The sequence below is a fragment of the Marinobacter alexandrii genome, assembly GCF_005871205.1.
GTDB lineage: Bacteria > Pseudomonadota > Gammaproteobacteria > Pseudomonadales > Oleiphilaceae > Marinobacter > Marinobacter alexandrii.
In genome coordinates, this window is the sequence record NZ_SWKM01000015.1 from 262,244 (window position 1) to 284,404 (window position 22,161).

The window sequence follows — 22,161 nt, forward strand, 5'->3', positions numbered from 1 at the left end:
TTCAGGCTCCTTCCACGTCGATTTCGCGGTCTCCGTGCACAACCTCAACCAGCTTGATGGCTTCTTGTTCCATGCTGACCACCAGCTCGTCGACACGACGAATGAAATAGCGATGGGCAATCAGGGCCGGAATCGCAACACTCAGACCGGCTGCCGTGGTAATCAGGGCCTCCGAGATACCTCCCGCAAGATTGCCGGCATTGCCGACACCGGCCAGCTGAATCTCGGCAAACACCTTGATCATGCCGATCACGGTGCCCAAAAGACCAAGCAGCGGTGTAATGGTGGCAACGGTACCCAGCGGGTTCAGGAACCGTTCGAGGTCGTGAATCACCTGACTGGCTTCATGTTCAATGCTCTCTTTCATGATCTCGCGACCATGTTTGGCATTGAGCAGACCACCCGCCAAAACGCGGCCCATGGGAGAAGATCCTTGGAGCGCCTTCAGCTTGCGGCCATTGAGTTCTTTTTTCTTGATCCAGCGCCAAAGCTCATTGAGGGTCTGGGATGGTGCCACCCTGGATGCACGCAAGGTCCAGAAACGCTCCAGAATGATGGCAAGGGCCAGAATGGAACACGCAACAATTGGCACCATCAAAATGCCACCGGCTTTTAACAGCTCGAACACGCTCGGTCTCCCTGATAGTTTACAAGCCGCGCTACTTTAGCATAGCTGCCGTGGCAGGCCACACCCGTTATGTCACGGTATCGCACATTCATCCCGGGCCTGTCCTGGTGCCCCAATCCAGAACGGTGCGTCCAGTCGCTTCTCTTTAATGGTCAGGTGGTTATCTTCAACGGCTGCCACCAGCATTCCGGAGCAGGCAGTACTGAACGCGCTTACTCCGAGATCACGATAGCGGGCGGTTACGCTACTGTGAGGGTGCCTGTATCGGTGCCGGTAACCAGCGGAGTAGATCACGACTTCCGGAGTCAGCGCTGTCACCCACTGGGGCGAGGAGGATGTCTTGCTGCCATGGTGGGGCGCAACCACCAGCCGCGACACGTCCGCCGCCAAGGCGCCATGCCCGCGCAGATGTGACAGATAATGTGCCTCGGTTGCGGCGCTGATATCGCCGGGCAACAGCCATTCGGTGCGGGATGGCGGATGCTCGATCCGCACCACGCAGGAAGCATCATTGCCGGTGCGCGATCCACCAGCCTGCCAATAATGAATGCGCAGGCCTCCCAACTCTTCCTCCGCCACCGCGCAGGACTGGACGACAAGGTCGGATTCTTGGCCCAGTTTTTCCCGAACGGCCAACACCTCACCGGTCACCAGCTTTCCTATCTCAATGGACCCGGCCAGCGTTGCCAGACCACCAGAATGATCGCTGTCGGCATGGCTGATCACCAGGGTATCAATACGATGCACACCCAGTGCTTTCAGGTTAGGCAGTAAGGTCGATTCGACGGCCGAGAACACACCCGGCACGCTCGGGCCGGTATCGTACAGAAATACCCGGCCCTGATGCCGCACCAGTACCGCCAGGCCCTGCCCGACATCCCAAACTGTTACCTCTGGTTCAAACAGGTGGGTATTGGGCCGCTGCGATGTCGGTGATTGCCCCATTGCCAGCCAAACCATGAACAACAAACCCGCACAGGCGCCACCTCCAGGCATAGGCACTTTCACCAGCAACAGAACCAGTCCCGCCAGCCCAATAACCTCCCACTGACCGACCTCAATGGCCGGCGACGGAAATTCCGCCAGCCGCGCCAGCACAGCCCAGAGTGTTCCCATTAATACGTCACAGAACTGAACCACCGCCTCCGAACCGGCAGGCAAGATCGCCACAGCCAGGGCACCGGCAATCAGACCGGGCATGACCACCAGCGAAACCCAAGGGATAGCCAACAAATTGGCCAGTCCACCGATCAAGGGCTGATCCTGCCCGTACACCTGAAGCAGTGGCCAGAGCCCGGCAAACAATGCACCCTGAGCCAGCAGTAGTGTCCTCAGCCATCCCGGAGGCCTAAGCCCCGCCGCGAAGACCCAGATCAGAACAGCAACCGCGCCAAACGACAGCCAGAAACCCTGATCCAACGGCGCAAAAGGGTCCAGCAAAAGCACCGCTGCCAACGCCCAGACCCATGCCTGCCAAGCCGGAAGCTGGCGTGCGAACAACAACGACCAACCGCCCACCAATACCATCAGCAGTGCCCTTTGAGTTGGAACTGTGAATCCCGCCATCAGGGCATAGACCAGACAACAGGTCATCACCGCGGAAAAGAGACAGCGACGCTGTGCAACTTCTCCAATCCAGGTCAGCGGCAATACAAGCAGGAACCTGCGCACCAGGAATCCGGCGCCGAGGGCAATCAGCCCCAGATGCAAACCGGAGATGGCCACCAGGTGGATAGTGCCGGTGGCCTGCAATACCTGCCAGTGGGAAGGTGTCAGATGGCCCCGATCACCGACCAGCAAGGAACTGATCAAGGACCGGTGCTCGGCGCTGGCAAACCGTCGCTCAACCCAACCAGCAATCCAGCCGTGCGCCTCGTGGTATCGGCACTTTAGACCGCAGTCCACAGTATGATCGGCAACCGCGTTCCGGACCGTACCGGTCGCTCGGTAGCCCTTGCGAAACAGCCAGTCTTCGTAGCGGAATCCAGCATCGTTCAACGTGCCGTGGGGACGCTTCAGGACCAGTTCAAGTCTCAGGCGGTGTGATGGCAATCGGCGTTCGGATTTTCCGTACCAGGCAAGGCGCAGAAGCTGTGGTAGTTTGACGGTTTGATTCGAGGAATGCGTGCGCTCGTGCCAGCGGGTGACACAAAAGCTGAAGCGGAGACTGTTAAAGCTCCCGGGCGAAGGAATATCACAAACGTAGCCGGAAACCGACAGCCGTTGCCCTTCCATGTCCGCAGGCAATCCCTCAGTCAGGCGCCGGTCTGCGTGCCAACTGGCCCACGCTAACCCCATAATCAGGGCCATGCTTAAGAGAGCCATGCGCCGAAGTGGAGACTGCCGGGTTCGGAGTGCAATGCAAAAAGCTCCAATAAAGCTCGCCACGATCCATAGAGGAGGTGGCAACATCGACAACCAATACAGTAAGATAACGCCGCAAGAGAAGGCGAATGCGCCCGCGACCGCTAAACCGCGCCCAGACGCGGCCCCGAGTCGGGTAATTGAGTTTCCGGACAATCCTTGTCCTCCGGTTTGATGATTCACCGGCAGCATCCATGCTCCCGGAATTCACACGCTAACGACAGGCAGAGCTTCCAATGCCGAAGAAGTTCATGAAACGCTATCTGCCAACACCAGAGAAGGTGCAAGCGATGAAATCGCTACGCTTTCTTGGCGATATCCTTCATGAACCCAACCTCTGGCACATCAACCGACACAGCGTTGCCCGCGCCTTCCTGGTAGGCATCTGGTTCTGCTTCATCCCCATGCCCTTTCAGATGATTGGTGCTGCCCTATTCGCGATCTGGTTCAACTCGAACCTGCCACTGTCAGTGGTACTGGTCTGGATCAGTAACCCGGTGACCATGCCCCCAATCTTCTATTTCAACTATAAGGTAGGCGCTTGGGTCCTGAATCGGCCGGTCCTCAACTTCCAATTTGAATTGACCTGGTCCTGGATCAGCGAGCGCCTGCTGGATATCGGGATTCCCCTGTACCTGGGCTCGCTGATGGTGGCCACGATTTCTGCCTGCATTGCCTACCTGACAATTCAGTTCCTATGGCGCAGAAAGATACGCGCCGACTGGCGGTTACGCCGTGGCGACCGCCTCAAGCGCCAACGGGCCGCTGATCAAGCCTCCTGAACCAGCCGCCCCTGTTCCAGACGCAAAACCCGGCCCAGGCTACGTGCCATCTTCATGTCGTGAGTAACCATCACGAACGAAATGCCCAGCTCATCGCGAAGCGATTCAATCAACTTACGCACACCTTCCCCGGTATGTTCGTCGAGGTTGCCCGTCGGCTCATCCATCAGCACGCACTGCGGCTCATTTACCAGGGCGCGGGCAATGGCTACGCGTTGACGCTCACCGCCCGATAACTCACCAGGTTTGTGCGCAAGCCGCTCCGCCAGCCCGACTTGGGTAAGGAAACGCTCTGCCTTTTGCTTGGCACCACTAACTGCCATGCCGCCAAGCGCGCACGGCATCATTACGTTTTCCAGTGCCGAAAACTCGGGCAGCAAATGGTGGAACTGATAGACAAAGCCCAGGTGCTGGTTGCGGAACCGGGCCCGCCCGGCTTCCGACAGCCGGTGAATATCTTTCCCACAGATAGAAATCTGGCCGGAGGACGGTCGATCCAAACCACCAAGCAGGTTCAGCAAGGTGGTTTTACCGGCGCCACTGCTACCAACAATGGCCACCGTCTCGCCAGCCGCCACCTGCAGCGAAATGTCCGAGAAGATCGTTAGTTTTTCCGGCCCCTCGCTGTAAGTGCGGGTGACCTGACGACAATCGATAACCGGCGCTGTTTGGTGCATGTTCGCGTTTTCCTTACTCATAACGAAGGGCCTCCGCCGGATCGACCCGGGAAGCCCGCCACGCGGGATAGATCGTCGCCAGCAGGCTCATGGCAAGACCAGCACCGCTGATGATAAACACGTCCTGCCATTGCAGTTGGGACGGCAGATAACTGATGAAGTAGACATCGGCACTCAGGAACTGGTGCCCCAGCGCGCTCTCCAGCCAGGAGATAAAGGCACTGATGTTGAGCGCGCCGACGACCCCGAGTGTGGTACCGATGAGCGTGCCGAACACGCCGATCACGGCGCCCTGAACGATGAAAATGCGCATAATTCGCCCGGGTGTGGCGCCCATGGTTCTCAGGATCGCGATATCCGCGGTTTTATCGGTAACCACCATGACCAGGGTCGAGACAATATTGAACGCAGCAACCGCAACGATGAACATCAGCAGCAAACCAATCATGGTCTTTTCCATGCGAATGGCCTGGAACAGGTTGCCATGGGTGCGGGTCCAGTCGGAGATGTAGTACCGCCCCTGCAGCGAGCGGGCGGCCTGCTCCGCCACCTTGGGTGCGGCAAACAGGTCATCCACCAGCAGACGGACACCAAGCGCCTTGCCACCGGTGCGCATCAGTTTGGAGGCATCGTCCATGTGGATGAGGGTGTAATTCCCGTCGAGTTCAGCACCAACGCTAAACACACCTTTCACGGTGAACCGCTTCAGCCGCGGCAAAACACCAGCTGGCGTCACCGAGGCCTCGGGCAGTACCACCGTAACCTTGTCTCCCAACTTCAAACGCAAGCTGGCAGCCATCAGCCGGCCGACAATAATGCCAAACTCACCGGATTTAAGATCGTGCAAACTGCCATCGACCATGTGGTGCTCAATAATCGAAACGGTTTTCTCCTGTTCTGGCAGGACGCCATTCAACAGCACGCCGCGTACGTTGCCACCGCCGGTCACCATGCCTTGGCCCTGAATGAACGGCGCGGCCGCCAGAACCCTCGGATGCTGCTGAACCTGCTCATCAATCGATTCCCAGTCCTGCAGCGGGCCAGAGCCTTCGATGACCGCGTGGGGAACCATGCCGAGGATGCGTTGTTTGAGCTCGCGGTCGAAACCATTCATCACCGACAGGACGATGATCAGCACCGCCACCCCCAGCATCAGCCCGATCATGGAGGTCAGTGATATAAAGGAAATAAAGTGATTTCGACGTTTGGCCGCTGTGTAACGCAAGCCGATATAAAACGATAAAGGTCTAAACATGGAGAGGCGCCTGTCGCTACCTGCGGGTCTGTCGTGGTCTGGTTTTCCCATCCGCCTTCTAGTTCGTACATCTATCTAGTAGTGCATCGGGAAACTGCTAAACTGTTCTCAAATAATGATAATTGAACGCTTCGGAGTCAGGATGACATCACCCAACAACCCCAGCGAACCGGCGGAGCATAGCCTTGAGCGTCGAGATTACTTCCGAATCGAGGACAGGATCGGCCTCGAAATCCGAAAACTCTCGCCGATGGCCAACCCTGACGAAAAAGCGTTTGGCGACGATCACCTGGAAAGCCTGAAAGCCGAGTACCGGCGACTGGATCAGGACGTCAGGTCCCAGCTTGCCAGCCTCGCCGAGCGGGACCGCCTGCTCACAGGTCTGATTAAGTCCCTGAATGGCAAGCTGGATACGCTCGCGCGCATTATGGCCTTTGAGCAAAATCCGTTGCAACCGGAAGACTGGCAGGAAGTTACGCTCAGCGAGGGCGGACTTGCCTTTTCCACCGCCCCGGATACCTTCAAGACCGGAGATCTGCTTAAGGTCCGGATGACTCTGCCCCCGGAACTTTTTCAGCCCCGAGCCATTGCCGAGATTATCCATACTCACCCTGACAACGCAGGCGGCGTGCGCATCCACAGTCAATTCGTACACATCCAGGACAGCGACCGACAGCAAATCGCGCGGCATGTGATGCGCTGGCAAATTCGCCAACGCAAAAAAGAATAAACTGCAGCAGGTTTATGACTTTTCCCCGATCAAGAAAGACATTACGCTTTATCCACATCGTTCCGATAACATTTTTCAGGCAAATCAGGCCGTAATGGAGAACAGTCAATGAAGAAAAGCAACATGATGCTGAGCGTACTGGCTCTGTCGGCCTTTATTCTGGCGCCGTCGAGCAGCGTGGTTGCCGAGCAGATCACCATCCCCGTAGGTTCGCAGACGGACAGGGCAAGCATCAGCACTCCCAAAACCGGCATGAGCCAGACCTCTGTTCGCGCCGCCTGGGGTGCTCCCATGGAAATCCGGGGACCGGTCGGTGAGCCACCTATCAGCCAATGGCACTATCAGGACTTCATCGTCTACTTCGAAGATAATCGCGTACTGCATTCAGTACTCAAGCCCAAGCGCTGAATTCTGTTAGAGTCGGACAACCTCTGCGGGCAAGCAATTGCCGGCATTGGCCCTGATGTTTTTACGCCTGTTTTGGTTAGAATGGCGGCTTTTACGATTTAAGGTGGCAGTAACGTGACATTCAGACGTGTGATGCCCGCGGAATGGGCTCCGCAAAGTGCAGTAATGCTGACCTGGCCGCATCCAGGAACGGATTGGGCCGATGTCCTCGAACAGGTTGAACCCGTCTTCATAGCTATTGCCGAAGCAGTGCTGCGCTTCGAGCATCTGCTGATCAGCTGTGAACATGTGGTTCGAGTCCAGGAACTGGAGCGGACACTGAATCGCTATGCCCGTGAACAGGGCCTGCCCGGTCGGGTCGTGTGCGTTCCTGCGCCGGCAAACGATACTTGGGCCAGAGACCATGGCCCGCTCGCCGTTCAGAAGAATGACGGCCTGACCTTGCTGGACTTTCGTTTTAACGCCTGGGGCGGGAAGTTCCCCTGGGAGAAAGACGACGCCCTCAATCGACACCTTGCCAATGCCGGCGCCTTTGGGGCCACGCCCCTTGAGGCCGTCGATTTCGTTTTGGAGGGCGGCTCCATTGAATCCGATGGCGAAGGCACGGTGCTTACCACCAGTGAATGCCTGCTGACGCCAACCCGGAATCCGGCCCACGATCGCGCCGCTATCGAACATCTGTTGTCTGAGGTGCTGGGTGCCGATCGAGTGCTCTGGCTCAATCATGGCTTCCTCGCAGGCGACGATACCGATAGCCACATCGATACCCTGGCACGATTCTGCAGCCCAGACCGTATCTGTTACGTGGCCTGCGACAACCCGGATGACGAACACTATGGTGCCTTGTCAGCCATGGCCGAAGAGCTTCGGGAATTTCGCAAGCGCGACGGTTCGCCGTATCAGCTAACCGCTCTGCCTCTGCCCGATCCGATTTATGACGACGAAGGCACGCGGCTTCCGGCGACCTACGCAAACTTTCTGATCATCAATGGCGCCGTTCTGCTGCCCATCTATGGCACGCCTCAGGATGAACAGGCCGCAAGCATCATGGCGGACCTGTTCCCGGATCGGGAAATCGTGCCCATTAATTGCCGGGCACTGGTTCTGCAGCATGGCAGCCTACATTGCGTCACCATGCAAATTCCCGAAGGAGTTGTCGCCCCATGAACAGCCGTCGCGACAGTCAACTATTGAAACTGGCCGCTGTCCAGCAGGCATGCAGCTCCGATAAGGCGGCAAGTCTGGCCACCACGGAAAAACTGGTGCGCGAAGCCGTCGCCAATGGCGCCAGTCTTGTCGTGCTGCAAGAGCTTCACGCCACGCTCTATTTCTGCCAAACCGAAGACACCGATGTATTCGAGCTGGCGGAATCCATTCCTGGCCCTACCAGCGAGCGCCTGTCCAGCCTGGCGAAGGAACTCGGTGTGGTGCTGGTCGGCTCCATCTTCGAGCGACGGATGAACGGTGTCTACCACAACACCGCCGTGGTGTTTGAATCCGACGGCTCACTGGCAGGCCTGTACCGAAAGATGCACATACCGGACGACCCGGGTTTTTACGAGAAGTTCTACTTCACCCCGGGCGATGCCGAATTCAACGATGGTCGCAGCGGCTTCACCCCAATTGAGACCTCTGTTGGCAAACTCGGCGTGCTGGTCTGCTGGGACCAATGGTATCCCGAGGCGGCTCGCCTGATGGCGCTGGCCGGCGCCGAAATCCTCATCTATCCCACGGCTATTGGCTGGGATGTAACCGACGATCCGGACGAGCAGGCGCGCCAGCTTGAAGCCTGGGTAACAGTGCAGCGAGGCCACGCGGTTGCTAACAACCTGCCCGTAGTTGCCCCTAACCGGGTCGGAACCGAGCCGGATCCCTCTGGCCAATCGGATGGCATCCGCTTTTGGGGTAACAGCTTTATTTGCGGCCCCCAGGGCGAATTCCTCGCCCGCGCCGACGAATCCAGTGAATGCATTCTGAGTGTCACCATCGACCGAACCAGAAGTGAATCGGTCCGCCGCATCTGGCCGTATCTGAGAGACCGTCGCATCGATGCCTACAGCGACATCCTCAAGCGCGTAAGGGACTGACCCTGGAATGAAAAAACTGATTGATACTGTTGTTCATGAGTTGAACCAGATACTGCTTGGCAAGGATCAGCAAGTGCGTCTGGCCATATGCGGCCTGCTGGCCCGGGGCCACCTGCTGATAGAGGACATTCCCGGCATGGGCAAGACTACCCTGTCCCATGCGCTCGCCAAGATCATGGGCCTGAGCTATCAGCGCATCCAGTTCACCAACGACCTGTTACCGGCCGACGTACTGGGCTACTCCATGTACGACAAGGAAGCCGGCAGCCTGGTGTTCCACCCGGGCCCGATCTTTGCCCAAGTCGTGCTTGCGGACGAAATCAACCGGGCTTCACCGCGCACCCAGAGTGCACTGCTTGAAGCCATGGAGGAGCGCCAGGTTTCCATTGAGGGCGAGACCCGCCCACTGCCCCAACCATTTTTCGTCATTGCCACCCAGAACCCCATTGAACAGGGCGGCACCTTCCCACTTCCTGAGTCGCAGCTTGACCGGTTTCTGATGCGCCTGCGCCTGGGTTATCCGGACCCGAGAGCAGAGCGTGAACTGCTGGAAGGCGAAGACCGCAAAGTAATGACCGAGCGGCTCACGGCCATGCTGCCCCAGGCCGAGCTGGCAACACTGCAGGATGCGGTCAGCCGGGTAAAAGCCAGCCCCGCCCTGCTCGACTACGTCCAGCGCCTGCTGGAACAGAGTCGGCGCATGCCAGGCCTGCTGTACGGCCTGTCCCCCCGCGCCGGTCTTGGCCTGGTGCGCGCCGCCAAAGCCTGGGCCCTGATGGAAGGCCGTCACCATGTGCTGCCCGACGACATCCAGACGGTGTTCCCCTCGATCGCCGAGCACCGCCTGGAACAGGGCGAATCCGGCAAGAGCGCTGAGCGGGTTCGGCAACTTCTGGCCAGCGTCTCGGTCCTTGAGTAAATAGCGAAGTTTTATAAGCGGAATTGGCCAAATCGAATGGCAGATCGCACCATTCGTGTTAGCCTTTCGCCCTTTCTTGACAAAACTGGGCCCGAAAATGGCGCTCAGCGTCGTACCGAATTTAGTGAGAGACAGACATGACCGATACCAAGCATTCCCGACTGATCATCCTCGGCTCTGGCCCTGCCGGATACACAGCGGCTGTTTACGCAGCCCGAGCCAACCTTAATCCGACCCTGATTACCGGTATCGAAGTCGGCGGTCAGCTCACCACCACCACAGACGTGGACAACTGGCCCGGCGATAACGACGGTGTCCAGGGTCCGGAGTTGATGCAGCGCATGCTCAAGCACGCAGAGCGCTTCGAGACCAGCATTGTCTATGACACCATTAATGAAGCGGACCTGCACAGCCGTCCCTTCCGCCTGAAAGGCGACAATGGTGAGTACACCTGCGATTCCCTGATCATCTCTACCGGCGCATCGGCCATGTACCTGGGCCTTGAGTCAGAAGAGAAGTTCAAGGGCCAGGGCGTATCAGCCTGCGCAACCTGCGACGGTTTCTTCTACAAGAAACAGAAAGTTGCGGTAATCGGCGGCGGCAACACGGCGGTCGAGGAAGCACTGTACCTATCCAACATCGCGGACGAAGTAACCCTGGTCCACCGTCGCGACAGCCTGCGCGCCGAAAAGATCCTGCAGGACAAGCTGTTCGAAAAAGCCGAGAACGGCAATGTGAACATCGTTTGGGATCACACCCTGGATGAAGTGCTGGGTGACGCCACCGGTGTAACCGGTATGCGCATCAAGAGCACCAAGGACGAATCCACCCAGGAAATCGATCTGGCAGGGGTGTTCATCGCCATCGGTCACAAGCCCAACACCGACCTGTTCCAGGGTCAGCTGGATATGGAAAACGGCTACATCCGCATCCGCTCCGGTCTTGAGGGCATGGCGACCCAGAGCAGCATTCCTGGCGTGTTTGCCGCCGGCGACGTGGCCGACCACGTCTACCGTCAGGCGGTCACCTCAGCAGGTTTTGGCTGCATGGCGGCGCTGGATGCCGAGAAATTCCTGGATCAGCAAGACTGAACTAAACTGACGCAAACGACTCAATAGTTTGCGGAGATTGGCGGGGTGAGTGGTCTTAGACTGTGCGGAGCCAGGGATGGCGGAGCCAAGCGTCCAGGGAAGGATTCACAGCGGGTCTAAGACCACTCGCCCCGCCGATCGATACTCCGATCACGAGCAATGCTGGCAATCTCTGACATTGGAGCAGGATGACCTCACTACCTTGGCTTGACCCGGACCAGCTCTGGTTCCCTCCTGTAGATGAAGCACTGGACGACCCCGACGGGCTCTTGGCTCTCGGCGGCGATCTGTCGACCGAACGACTCCTCCTTGCCTACCGAAATGGCATTTTTCCCTGGTACAGCGATGATCAGCCCATCCTCTGGTGGTCCCCTGACCCACGTTGCGTATTACTGCCCGGAGACATTCACGTCTCCCGAAGCTTACGCAGGACCCTGAATCAGGGGCGTTTTCAGGTGACCGCCGACCAGGCCTTTGGCCGTGTTATTCGCCTGTGTGCGACTACACGAGCCGAGGGCACCTGGATTACCGAAGACATGATCGCCAGCTTCTCCGAGCTGCACCGGCAGGGTGTGGCCCACTCCATTGAAGTCTGGAATCAGTCCGGCGAGCTCGCCGGTGGCATGTACGGGATCGCGATCGGACAGTGCTTTTTCGGGGAGTCTATGTTCTCGCTGGAAACCAATGCCTCCAAGGTGCTGATGGTGCATCTGGCCCACCAGCTGCAAGAGTGGGATTACAAGGTCATGGACTGCCAGGTGGAGAGTCGACACCTGCTAACGATGGGTGCACGCTCTATTTCACGCAGCGAGTTTTTATCTATACTCAGGGCATGCGTTGATCGAAAACCGAATCAACGTGACTGGAAAATCCGCTGGCAATGGTCTGGGCCGGAGGCGTGAATGAGCAATCTTAGAACACTGGTGTTCTTCGCAACCCCACCTCACGACTGTAGCTACCTTCCGGATCGCGAAGCGACCACCATGTTCGTGGATCCACGCGCCCACATCGACAAGAAACTGTACAGCCAGCTCACCGCCCTCGGTTTTCGTCGCAGCGGCTCGCACTACTACCGTCCCCACTGCGAAAACTGCAACGCCTGCATTCCCGTTCGCCTGAAAGTGGATGATTTTGAGCCCGACCGGAACCAGAAGCGCGTGCTGCGCAAAAACCAGGACCTGGAATACAGCCTGGTGCAGGCCCGTTTCAACGAACACTATTACCGGCTCTATGCCAGCTACATTGAAGAGCGCCATAAGGACGGTGACATGTACCCGCCCTCCCCGGAACAGTTTTCCTCGTTCCTGGTGGAAGGCGCCACCGACTCCTGGTTCCTGGAGATTCGCCTGAACCGCGAGCTAATCGGCCTGGCAGCGATTGACCTACTCGACGACGGCCTATCCGCCATCTATACCATTTTCAAACCGTCACTTGAGCACCGAAGCCTCGGCACCTACGCCATCCTGTGGCAAATTGAGGAGGCCAAGCGACGGGGCCTGCCACACTTATACTTGGGCTACTGGATTCGAGAATGCCGGAAAATGAACTACAAAACCCGCTTCCAGCCCATCGAAGCCTTGCGGGAAGGGCAATGGCTGCCCATGGAGTTGAACTGATTTTTGCCAAAGGCTGATAAATCAGGCAGAATTGCGCAATTTAAAATCACGAGAAGTACATTCCACGAGAGGTTTCTACTGAATGGCGAAATCAGATGTCATTGAAATGGAAGGCGTTATTATCGATACCCTTCCGAATACCATGTTCCGTGTTGAACTCAGCAACGGTCACGTGGTGACTGCTCATATCTCCGGAAAGATGCGCAAAAACTACATCCGCATCCTGACCGGCGACAAGGTCAAGGTTGAGCTGACTCCCTACGACCTGAGCAAGGGCCGCATTGTGTATCGCGCCCGTTAAGGCCGACTGACATCTGAAAAGCCCCGTCTCGGGGCTTTTTTGTTGGCAAGAACAGTTAGTCGCCGATACAAAAAAACCGCTGCCATGGGCAGCGGTTTTTTTATTGCTGACAGAGGGCCGGTGTCTTACACCGCCTCTGCGGGCTCGTCCTCATAATCAAAGACCAGCTCGTCATCGCGCAGATGGATAAACACATCCCCACCCTTCTCGGAAAGGCGTCCAAACAGGATCTGCTCGGCCAGCGGTCGCTTGATCTTATCCTGAATCAAGCGGGACATCGGCCGTGCCCCCATGGTGACATCATAACCCTTGTCTGCCAGCCACACCTTGGCATCCTCATCCACGTGCAGGACAACATGCTTCTCATCCAACTGCGCCTGCAGCTCGGTGAGGAACTTGTCGACCACGTGAGTGATGGTTTCCTTCTGCAGATCGGCAAACTGGATGATGCCGTCCAGACGGTTGCGGAACTCCGGCGTGAAGGTCTTGCTGATAATCTCCATACCGTCGGTACTGTGATCCTGCTCGTTGAAGCCAATTGACCGGCGAGCCATGCTTTCTGCCCCCGCGTTCGTTGTCATCACCAGGATCACATGACGGAAGTCCGCCTTCCGGCCGTTGTTGTCGGTCAGGGTGCCGTGATCCATCACCTGCAGTAGCAGGTTGAACACTTCCGGATGGGCCTTTTCGATCTCATCCAGCAACAGCACGCAGTGCGGATGCTTGTTGACCGATTCGGTTAACAGACCTCCCTGGTCATAACCCACGTAGCCCGGAGGCGCACCGATCAGGCGAGACACGGTGTGCCGCTCCATGTACTCAGACATGTCAAAGCGAACCAGCTCAATGCCCAAGACCTTCGCCAACTGCTTGGTGACCTCGGTTTTACCGACACCGGTCGGACCGGCGAACAGGAACGCCCCTTCCGGCTTCTCCGGCGCCTTCAACCCGGCACGCGCCAGCTTGATGGCCGTGGACAGGGACTCGATGGCCGGGTCCTGACCAAAGACAACCATTTTCAGGTCGCGCTCCAGGTTGCGGAGCAGATCCTTATCGCTGGTGGACACGTTCTTTGGCGGAATCCGCGCGATGTTGGCCACCACATCTTCGATGTCGGTCACATCAATGGCCTTCTTGCGCTTGTTTTCCGGCTGCAGACGTTGCCTGGCGCCCGCCTCATCAATGACGTCGATGGCCTTATCAGGCAGGTGACGATCAGTGATGTAGCGATCGGCCAGTTCAGCCGCAACCCGCAGGGCCTTGTCGGTGTACTTCAGATCGTGGTGCTTTTCAAAGTTGGGCTTCAGCCCTTTCAGGATCTGATAGGTGTCTTCAACGCTCGGCTCATTCACATCGATCTTCTGGAAACGACGCGCCAGGGCGCTGTCCTTCTCGAAAATTCCGCGGAATTCCTGGAAGGTTGTGGAACCGATGCAGCGAATTTCGCCCGAGCCCAGCATGGGCTTCAGCAGGTTGGAGGCGTCCATCACGCCACCGGACGCCGAACCAGCCCCGATGATGGTGTGAATCTCATCGATAAACAGGATGGCGTGCTGCTCTTTTTTCAGTTCCGCCAACAAGCCTTTCAGACGCTTCTCAAAATCGCCCCGGTATTTGGTTCCGGCCAGCAGCGCGCCGAGATCCAGTGAATAGACCACTGCATCGGAGATGATATCCGGCACCTGGCCGTCGACGATACGCTTGGCCAAACCTTCGGCAATCGCGGTCTTTCCAACCCCGGCCTCACCCACCAGCAGAGGGTTGTTTTTCCGGCGCCGAACCAGAATCTGCACCACGCGCTCAACCTCGTGCTCGCGCCCGATCAGCGGGTCAATCCGCCCCTGACGTGCTTGCTCGTTGAGGTTGGTGGCGTAGCTTTCCAATGGCTTCGAATGCCCGCCTTCTTCACCGCTTTCATCCGGAGCTGCCTGATCGTGGCCCTCCTGATCTTCCGCACCCTGTACCCTGGAGATGCCGTGGGACACGAAGTTAACAACATCAATACGGGCAACGTTCTGCTTCTTCAGGACATAAACCGCCTGGCTCTCCTGCTCACTGAAGATAGCAACCAGCACATTGGCACCAGTCACTTCCTTCTTACCGGAAGACTGGACATGAAATACCGCCCGTTGTAGCACGCGTTGGAATCCGAGGGTAGGCTGTGTTTCGCGCTCACTGTCACTGCTCGGAATGAGCGGTGTTGTTGAGTCAACGAATTCCACAAGTTCTTCCTGAAGTCGCTGGAGATCTGCCCCACACGCTTTCAGAACGCCCACCGCCGATTCATTATCTAACAAGGCCAACAGCAAGTGCTCGACAGTCATGAACTCATGACGCTTGTCGCGGGCACTTTTGAAAGCCGTATTCAGCGTAATTTCTAGATCTTTACTCAGCATGGGCCACCCCAACGTCTGTCAGTCCGCACGTTCAATCTCGCAAAGGAGCGGATGTTCGCATTCCGAGGAATACTGGTTCACCTGCGCTGCCTTTGTTTCTGCGATGTCTCGGGTATATACCCCACATACGGCCTTTCCTTGCGTATGGACGAGCAGCATCACCTGCGTCGCCTTTTCTTCGTTCATGCCGAAGAACTTCATTAACACATCCACAACAAAATCCATGGGCGTGTAGTCGTCATTCAGAAGCACTACGCGAAATCGCGCGGGGCGCTTCAGGGCAGGTTTTTCGGGCGCAACACTGAGATCGTCTTGCCGTCCCGGTTGTTCGTCCTCCCCTTGATTAAATACTAGTAGAGAATCTTCGATAGTCCGCATCATTCTTTACCGGTTTATCGGTGCCCTTTGCATAATGTGGTTGTCTGATCCCGTGTTTTCAAGCTAAGTCGAAGACCGGGCGCGAGTAATTTATCTATACGCGCATGATACCGGTTCCAGACCGCGTTCAACCACACATTCCGGCAACAGAAACTATTGACTCGACGCGCCGATTGGCCGAAAGTTAACCTGCATTGTTAAATAATGTAAATTCAAGCAAGTGTTATGTAACCAATATCGCTCGGCGTGTGTTATGTAACCGGAATCCGCATCAAGTGACTCAGAGCGGAATGTTCACAACACCAATAATAAAATGTGACAGCACATGAACAGGGGAGTTCATCATGCCAAGAGGCAAGGTCAAATGGTTCAACAATGCCAAAGGGTACGGCTTCATCATTGAGGATGGCTGCAGTGACGATCTGTTTGCCCACTTTTCATCGGTCCAGATGGACGGCTACAAGACGCTGAAAGCCGGTCAGGCCGTCACCTTTGACAAAAAACCCAGCGATAAAGGCGTCCACGCCATCAATATTGTTCCCGATGCGCAGCCCCAGAAAGCGAGTCATGAGCTTGCTGATGCTTCAGCGGGAGCCAAAACTGATGACCGGGACTCAGGTCGGAGCGATTTTCCGCCGCGTGCAGCAAACGCCTGACCACAGGTTGCCGAGTGGCTGCGGCACGCCTGCCCTGCGGCAGGCGGCAAGGCCTGTGCGCGGTATCGAAACCGCAAGCGGGCCCGCGCCTTCTCTCCTTACTAGTAGCCTGAATCCAGTTCAGGTTGCGACGCCTGTTCCCGTCTAAAACCTGAGCCGGTTCGAAAAACACCCTCGCCGCACAACGACATTGCCTCCCACCATTGGTAAAGTGGCCCCGCTACTGATTTTCATATTGAGCCCCACCCATCACTGCGGACGCGCTGGAAGTAATGGCCAACCTGATCCTCTTTAACAAACCCTTTCGTGTGCTCAGCCAGTTCACCGACGATCGCCAGGACGCCGGGAAGCCGGTCAGGGCGACCCTCGCAGACTGGATCCAGATACCCGACGTCTATCCGGCCGGCCGGCTCGACTACGACTCAGAAGGCCTACTGTTGCTGACCGGTGAAGGCGCCCTGCAGCATCGCATTGCCTCACCTACCGCCAAGATGCCGAAAACCTACTGGGTACAAGTGGAAGGCGACATAACCGATGACGCCCTCTCCCAACTGGAGCGCGGCGTCCGCCTCAAGGATGGCAACACGGCACCGGCGAAGGCCCGCCGGATTGACCAGCCGGAGATCTGGCCCAGAACACCGCCGGTCAGGTACCGGGAATCCGTGCCCACCAGCTGGCTGGAGCTGACCATTACCGAGGGCCGAAACCGACAGGTACGACGCATGACCGCTGCGGTCGGCTTCCCAACCCTCCGGCTGATCCGCTACCGTATAGGTGACTGGACCCTGGACGGCTTACTGCCGGGTCAGCACCGCGGCATCACCGTCCACGTCCCCACGGCGGCGCCACGGCGCAGCCGGCCGGGGCAACGGAAACCGGGTAAACCTCAGAGCAGCAGGAGCAGAAAACAGCCATGATCTGGACCCCACACGCCACTGTCGCCGTTATTGTTGAAGATCAGGAAGGCCGGTTTCTGGTGGTCGAAGAAACCAGCGGCGGTCGAGTCGTCTTCAACCAGCCAGCAGGCCATGTGGAGGAAGACGAGGCCATTCTGGACGCGGTCAAGCGTGAAACCCTGGAAGAAACCGGCTGGGAGGTGGAGCCCGAGCATTTCCTCGGCGTCTACACCTACAAGGCTCCTGCCAACGGCGTCACCTACTACCGCTTCTGCTACTCGGCCAAAGCCCTGAAGCAGGTCAGCGAGGAGCTCGATACCGGCATCATTGCCGCCCACTGGCTGCTGCTGGAAGATATCCGTGAGCTGAAAGACCAGCTCCGCAGTCCGCTGGTGCTCGACTGCATAGAAGATTACCGAAATGGCCGGCGCTACCCGCTCGATGTCGTTGTGGATGCGCAGACGTAATGCCCCACAAATGGTAGACTTTACAGCTTTTCACCCAGACTGACGTATTCATGACACACGCATCCGAAACACCTTCCCCAGCAAATACCCGAGTGATCGTTGGCATGTCCGGCGGCGTCGATTCTTCTGTCGCCGCCTGGTTGCTGAAAGACCAGGGCTACCAGGTAGAAGGCCTGTTCATGAAGAACTGGGATGAAGACGATGGCACCGAGTACTGCACCGCCATGACCGACCTGGCCGACGCCCAGGCCGTGGCCGACAGCATCGGCATCAAGCTTCACACCGCCAGTTTTGCCGCCGAGTACTGGGATCGCGTGTTCGAGCACTTCCTGTCGGAGTACACCGCCGGCCGCACCCCCAATCCGGACATTCTGTGCAATAAAGAGGTGAAATTCCGGGCATTTCTCGACTACGCCGTCACCCTGGGTGCTGACTACATTGCCACCGGCCATTACACCCGCCAGCGCACACTATCGGACGATTCCGGCCGGGCACAGCTGCTCAAGGGCCTGGATCCCAACAAAGACCAGAGCTACTTCCTGCACGCGGTCTCCGGTGAGCGTATTGCCCGGACTCTGTTTCCGGTGGGTGAACTGGAAAAGCCCGAAGTTCGTCGGATCGCCGAAGCCCAGGGTTTTGTTACCCACGACAAGAAAGATTCCACCGGCATCTGCTTCATCGGCGAACGCAAGTTCACCGACTTCCTGAAGCAGTACCTGCCCGCGCAACCGGGTGACATCGAGACACCGGACGGCAAGGTCATCGGTCGTCACCAGGGCTTGATGTACCACACCATCGGCCAACGCCAGGGCCTCGGCATTGGTGGCCTCAGCGAATTTGGCGACGAACCCTGGTACGTTGCTGAGAAAGACCTCACCCGTAACGTGCTTATTGCGGTTCAGGGTAAGCACCACCCGCTGCTGTTCTCCCGTGGACTGGTGTCCGGCCCGATCGACTGGGTAGCCGGCGAACCACCGGCCGCCCAGTTCCGCTGCAAGGCCAAAACCCGTTACCGTCAGCCGGATCAGGATTGCGAGGTTCAGGTGCTGGATGGTGGCGTTAAAGTGGTCTTTGATGATGCTCAGCGAGCGGTCACCCCTGGCCAGTCCGTAGTTTTCTACGACGGCGAGGTCTGCCTTGGCGGTGGCGTGATCGAAGAAACCTGGCGCGACGGTGAAGCCCTGCCGGTCCGTCTTTCCGAACAATCCCAACAGGAATTGGGCGCATGAGTCGATCCCTGAACGATCAGACCCTCGCCCTGGCAGGTGTGTGTCAGGCCGCTAACCTGGTCCAGCAGATTGCCCACAACGGCCAGTGCTCGGAAACCAGCCTGGAAACCTGCATCCGCTCGCTGTTCGCCACCAATCCGGCCTCAACCCTGGATGTTTATGGCGGCGATCTCACAGACATTCGCGAAGGACTGGTCACGCTCTCCTCGGTGTTGAGCCAGCAGAACAAGCAGCAGGACATTGAGGTGCTACGGTACGTGCTCAACCTGATCCAGCTGGAAGCCAAGCTCCATCGCAGCCCGGAGATGCTGGAAGTCATTGGAACCCGCATTGACCAGGCTCGCCACACAGCCAGTCACTTTGGCTATACCCACAGCAACCTGATCAGCAACCTGGCCTCGGTGTACGCCGACACCATCAGCACCTTTCGGTTACGCATTCAGGTGAGTGGCAATCCCAGTGTCTTGCAGCGCGAGGAAAATGCCGCCAAAGTCCGCGCCCTGTTGCTGGCGGGTATCCGTTCCGCGGTTCTGTGGCGCCAAACAGGCGGGCGACGCTGGCAGCTGATTTTCAACCGCAAGAAAGTCATCGAACACGCCCGGCAGCTGGCCGACAAAGCCAACAGTCCACTGTAGTTCCGAAACAACAGATCCCAGACAACTGCTTCCGGCGCAGCGCTGGTGTATCATATGCGCCCCTATTTTTCTTTTGGCCCGATCCGCTAACGATTTGAGAGGTTTTCGATGGAACTCACCGCCCTGACCGCCATTTCCCCGGTCGATGGACGCTACGGCAGCAAAGTCAGCGTCTTCCGAGACATTTTCAGTGAGTATGGCCTGATCAGGAACCGGGTAACCGTCGAGATCCGCTGGCTCCAGAAGCTGGCCGCACACCCGGGCGTTACCGAGGTTCCGGCATTTTCCGCTGAAGCTAATGCGTTCCTGGACAAGCTGGTCAGCGAGTTCAACCTGGAAGATGCCCAGCGCATCAAGGACATCGAGCGCACCACCAATCACGACGTCAAAGCGGTCGAGTATTTCATCAAGGAACAGATAGCCGAATTCCCCGAGCTGCACGCGGTGACTGAGTTTGTTCACTTCGCCTGCACCTCCGAGGACATCAACAATCTGTCCCACGCGCTGATGCTGCGCGAGGGCCTCGATCATGGCTTGCTGCCGGCCATGGATCGGGTTGTCGACAAGTTGGGCGAACTGGCTCAGGAACACGCTGAACAGCCGATGCTCTCCCGCACCCACGGCCAAACAGCCTCGCCGACCACCGTTGGCAAGGAATTCGCGAACGTGGTGCACCGCCTGCGTCGTCAGGCAAAGCAGATTCGCGCCACCGAACTGCTGGGCAAGATCAACGGTGCTGTTGGCAATTACAACGCCCACCTGTCTGCTTACCCCGAGATTGACTGGGCCGCCAACGCCCGTGAGTTCATTGAGAGCCTGGGCCTGGACTGGAACCCGTACACCACCCAAATCGAACCCCACGATTACATCGCCGAGCTGTACGATGCCGTCGCGCGTTTCAACACCATCGTGATCGATCTGGACCGTGATATCTGGGGCTATATCTCCCTGGGCTACTTCAAGCAGAAGACCGTGGAAGGCGAAGTAGGCTCCTCCACCATGCCGCACAAGGTTAACCCCATTGATTTCGAGAACTCCGAAGGCAATTTGGGCATCGCCAACGCTCTGCTCAATCACCTCGCCGCCAAGCTGCCGATTTCCCGCTGGCAGCGAGACCTGACCGATTCCACCGTACTGCGGAACCTGGGTGTCGGCTTTGCCCACAGCCTGATCGCGTACGAAGCGACACTGAAAGGATTGACCAAGCTGGAAATCAATCCAGCCCGTCTGGATGAGGATCTGGATCACGCCTGGGAAGTTCTGGCCGAACCGATTCAGACCGTCATGCGCCGGTACAACATCGAAAAGCCGTACGAGAAACTCAAGGCCCTGACCCGCGGCAAGGCCATGACGCCGGAAGTCATCCAGAACTTTGTTCAGTCCCTGGATATTCCCGACACCGCCAAACACGAGCTGATGGCGCTGACGCCAGGCAGCTACATTGGTAACGCCATCGATCAGGCACGCGACATCTGAAACAGGGAGCACAGGCATGGATATGCTCGGTGGGCTGACCGCCTCTGAATTTCTGCGAGATTACTGGCAGAAAAAGCCGCTGGTCATCGGCCAGGCGTTTCCGGGGCTGACCTCTCCGGTCAGTCCCGACGAACTGGCCGGACTGGCCTGCGAAGAAGGGGTGGAATCTCGCATTGTCCTGGAAAATGACAATGGCAAACCCTGGCAGCTACACAATGGCCCGTTCACACCGGAACGCTTCAGCGAGCTCCCGGAACAGGATTGGACCCTGCTGGTGCAGGGGCTCGATCACTGGGTTCCTGAGGTGGCGGATCTGCTGGAACACTTCCGATTCGTGCCCAACTGGCGCCTTGATGACATCATGGCCAGCTACGCTCCCAGGGGCGGCAGCGTAGGCCCGCACTACGATCAGTACGACGTCTTCCTGCTCCAGGCCCAGGGTGAACGCCGCTGGACCTTCGGTGGACACTGCGACCAGTCTTCACCACGGGTAGAAGGAACGCCATTGCGTATTCTCAGCAGCTGGGATGGTGAGGAAACCGTTACCCTGGCACCGGGCGACATGCTTTACCTGCCCCCGGGCGTTGGCCACCATGGAGTTGCCGTCGACGACTGCATCACCCTGTCCATTGGCTTCCGGGCGCCCACCGTTGATGATGTGCTAACCGGCTTCACCGACTTCCTGTGCAGCCAGGCCGATGCCAGCGAGCACTTGCGCGATCCGGATCTTCAGGTCCAGGACAACCCCGGTACCATCCAGCCCGCAGTGATCGACACCCTGGATGACTTGCTGCGCAACAAGCTCGGAGATCGTCGAAAGCTCTCGCTCTGGTTCGGCCAGTACGCCACCGCTCCCAAGAGCATGGACATTGTCGTGCCGGCCGAGGAGCCGGCGTCACCCGAAGATCTGGCCGCGGCCATTCAGTCCGGAGAACAGCTGCGCTGGAATGAAGGCTCCCGCTTTGCGTACTACGATTTTGAAGACGACACTGCGCTGTTCGTGGATGGCGAGCAATATCTGCTGAAGGGTGATGCCCGTCCCATGGCACCCCTGCTCTGCGCCGGCGCTTACATCGATGCCGATCACCTGGCGCAGTTCACCGATGACGAAGCCCTGCTCGGACTGCTGTGCACGTTGTATAATCAGGGATCGGTCTACTTCGAATAGTT

Annotated in this window: 23 protein-coding genes; 17 read left to right on the forward strand and 6 right to left on the reverse strand. The window is 57.8% G+C overall.

The genetic code is table 11. The features are described 5' to 3' along the window. Position 1: 1 nt before the first annotated feature. Positions 2 to 628, reverse strand: coding sequence for a MotA/TolQ/ExbB proton channel family protein (locus FCS96_RS17395; protein WP_138441638.1), 627 nt, complete (start codon positions 626 to 628; stop codon positions 2 to 4). A gap of 72 nt (positions 629 to 700) precedes the next feature. Beyond that, positions 701 to 3,184 (reverse strand): DNA internalization-related competence protein ComEC/Rec2, encoded by a 2,484-nt coding sequence (locus tag FCS96_RS17400; RefSeq protein WP_138441639.1) that lies wholly within the window; start codon positions 3,182 to 3,184, stop codon positions 701 to 703. Between the two features lie 44 nt (positions 3,185 to 3,228). Here FCS96_RS17400 and FCS96_RS17405 point away from each other — a divergent pair, with 44 nt between their 5' ends. After that, positions 3,229 to 3,774 (forward strand): DUF2062 domain-containing protein, encoded by a 546-nt coding sequence (locus FCS96_RS17405; protein WP_138441640.1) that lies wholly within the window; start codon positions 3,229 to 3,231, stop codon positions 3,772 to 3,774. Here the strand turns inward: FCS96_RS17405 and FCS96_RS17410 are convergent. Together FCS96_RS17410 and FCS96_RS17415 are read right to left on the reverse strand one after the other, a co-directional pair. Beyond that, on the reverse strand, positions 3,762 to 4,451 hold the full coding sequence (locus tag FCS96_RS17410; RefSeq protein WP_138441829.1) for an ABC transporter ATP-binding protein: 690 nt from the start codon (positions 4,449 to 4,451) through the stop codon (positions 3,762 to 3,764). The two genes, FCS96_RS17405 and FCS96_RS17410, sit on opposite strands and share 13 nt — an antisense overlap. Before the next feature lie 13 nt (positions 4,452 to 4,464). Beyond that, a complete protein-coding gene (locus FCS96_RS17415) occupies positions 4,465 to 5,706 on the reverse strand; it encodes a lipoprotein-releasing ABC transporter permease subunit (RefSeq protein WP_138441641.1) in 1,242 nt (413 codons plus the stop codon). Between the two features lie 142 nt (positions 5,707 to 5,848). Here FCS96_RS17415 and FCS96_RS17420 point away from each other — a divergent pair, with 142 nt between their 5' ends. The 9 genes from FCS96_RS17420 to infA all read left to right on the forward strand — a co-directional run bounded on the left by FCS96_RS17420 (position 5,849) and on the right by infA (position 12,858). Continuing rightward, a complete protein-coding gene (locus FCS96_RS17420; protein WP_138441642.1) occupies positions 5,849 to 6,436 on the forward strand; it encodes a PilZ domain-containing protein in 588 nt (195 codons plus the stop codon). A gap of 108 nt (positions 6,437 to 6,544) precedes the next feature. Continuing rightward, the gene (locus FCS96_RS17425; protein ID WP_138441643.1) at positions 6,545 to 6,844 is read left to right on the forward strand and encodes an outer membrane protein assembly factor BamE; all 300 of its coding nucleotides are present in this window, start codon (positions 6,545 to 6,547) and stop codon (positions 6,842 to 6,844) included. A gap of 132 nt (positions 6,845 to 6,976) precedes the next feature. After that, on the forward strand, positions 6,977 to 8,011 hold the full coding sequence (locus tag FCS96_RS17430) for an agmatine deiminase family protein (RefSeq protein ID WP_138441830.1): 1,035 nt from the start codon (positions 6,977 to 6,979) through the stop codon (positions 8,009 to 8,011). Then, on the forward strand, positions 8,008 to 8,931 hold the full coding sequence (locus FCS96_RS17435; protein WP_138441644.1) for a carbon-nitrogen hydrolase: 924 nt from the start codon (positions 8,008 to 8,010) through the stop codon (positions 8,929 to 8,931). Before FCS96_RS17430 ends, FCS96_RS17435 begins: the two co-directional genes overlap by 4 nt. A 7-nt stretch (positions 8,932 to 8,938) precedes the next feature. Beyond that, a complete protein-coding gene (locus tag FCS96_RS17440) occupies positions 8,939 to 9,850 on the forward strand; it encodes an AAA family ATPase (protein WP_138441645.1) in 912 nt (303 codons plus the stop codon). A gap of 137 nt (positions 9,851 to 9,987) precedes the next feature. Next, complete coding sequence (gene trxB / locus FCS96_RS17445) at positions 9,988 to 10,941, forward strand: thioredoxin-disulfide reductase (protein ID WP_138441646.1); 954 nt, start codon at positions 9,988 to 9,990, stop codon at positions 10,939 to 10,941. Between the two features lie 188 nt (positions 10,942 to 11,129). Beyond that, complete coding sequence (gene aat, locus FCS96_RS17450) at positions 11,130 to 11,843, forward strand: leucyl/phenylalanyl-tRNA--protein transferase (protein WP_138441647.1); 714 nt, start codon at positions 11,130 to 11,132, stop codon at positions 11,841 to 11,843. Next, complete coding sequence (locus tag FCS96_RS17455; protein ID WP_138441648.1) at positions 11,844 to 12,557, forward strand: arginyltransferase; 714 nt, start codon at positions 11,844 to 11,846, stop codon at positions 12,555 to 12,557. Between the two features lie 82 nt (positions 12,558 to 12,639). After that, positions 12,640 to 12,858, forward strand: a complete 219-nt coding sequence (gene infA, locus FCS96_RS17460) for a translation initiation factor IF-1 (protein WP_014421226.1) — start codon at positions 12,640 to 12,642, stop codon at positions 12,856 to 12,858. Positions 12,859 to 12,983: 125 nt separating this feature from the next. Here the strand turns inward: infA and clpA are convergent, their stop codons facing one another. Next, positions 12,984 to 15,254 carry an ATP-dependent Clp protease ATP-binding subunit ClpA gene (gene clpA, locus FCS96_RS17465; RefSeq protein ID WP_138441649.1) on the reverse strand — a complete coding sequence of 757 codons (2,271 nt, stop codon included), beginning with the start codon at positions 15,252 to 15,254 and terminating at the stop codon, positions 12,984 to 12,986. 18 nt (positions 15,255 to 15,272) lie between these two features. Then, on the reverse strand, positions 15,273 to 15,632 hold the full coding sequence (gene clpS / locus FCS96_RS17470) for an ATP-dependent Clp protease adapter ClpS (RefSeq protein WP_138441831.1): 360 nt from the start codon (positions 15,630 to 15,632) through the stop codon (positions 15,273 to 15,275). A gap of 344 nt (positions 15,633 to 15,976) precedes the next feature. On the opposite strand from clpS, the gene FCS96_RS20320 reads away from it, so the two are divergent. The 7 genes from FCS96_RS20320 (at position 15,977) to FCS96_RS17505 (ending at position 22,159) form a co-directional block, all read left to right on the forward strand. Continuing rightward, the gene (locus FCS96_RS20320; protein WP_138441650.1) at positions 15,977 to 16,288 is read left to right on the forward strand and encodes a cold shock domain-containing protein; all 312 of its coding nucleotides are present in this window, start codon (positions 15,977 to 15,979) and stop codon (positions 16,286 to 16,288) included. A gap of 272 nt (positions 16,289 to 16,560) precedes the next feature. Further along, positions 16,561 to 17,205, forward strand: coding sequence for a pseudouridine synthase (locus tag FCS96_RS17480; RefSeq protein WP_138441651.1), 645 nt, complete (start codon positions 16,561 to 16,563; stop codon positions 17,203 to 17,205). Continuing rightward, positions 17,202 to 17,651 carry an NUDIX hydrolase gene (locus FCS96_RS17485; RefSeq protein ID WP_138441652.1) on the forward strand — a complete coding sequence of 150 codons (450 nt, stop codon included), beginning with the start codon at positions 17,202 to 17,204 and terminating at the stop codon, positions 17,649 to 17,651. Before FCS96_RS17480 ends, FCS96_RS17485 begins: the two co-directional genes overlap by 4 nt. Positions 17,652 to 17,701: 50 nt before the next feature. Next, positions 17,702 to 18,880, forward strand: a complete 1,179-nt coding sequence (gene mnmA / locus FCS96_RS17490) for a tRNA 2-thiouridine(34) synthase MnmA (protein WP_138441653.1) — start codon at positions 17,702 to 17,704, stop codon at positions 18,878 to 18,880. Continuing rightward, complete coding sequence (hflD, locus tag FCS96_RS17495; RefSeq protein WP_138441654.1) at positions 18,877 to 19,515, forward strand: high frequency lysogenization protein HflD; 639 nt, start codon at positions 18,877 to 18,879, stop codon at positions 19,513 to 19,515. Before mnmA ends, hflD begins: the two co-directional genes overlap by 4 nt. A 108-nt stretch (positions 19,516 to 19,623) precedes the next feature. Further along, complete coding sequence (gene purB, locus FCS96_RS17500; protein ID WP_138441655.1) at positions 19,624 to 20,991, forward strand: adenylosuccinate lyase; 1,368 nt, start codon at positions 19,624 to 19,626, stop codon at positions 20,989 to 20,991. 16 nt (positions 20,992 to 21,007) lie between these two features. Then, complete coding sequence (locus FCS96_RS17505) at positions 21,008 to 22,159, forward strand: cupin domain-containing protein (RefSeq protein WP_138441656.1); 1,152 nt, start codon at positions 21,008 to 21,010, stop codon at positions 22,157 to 22,159. The last annotated feature ends 2 nt before the right edge of the window (positions 22,160 to 22,161 follow it).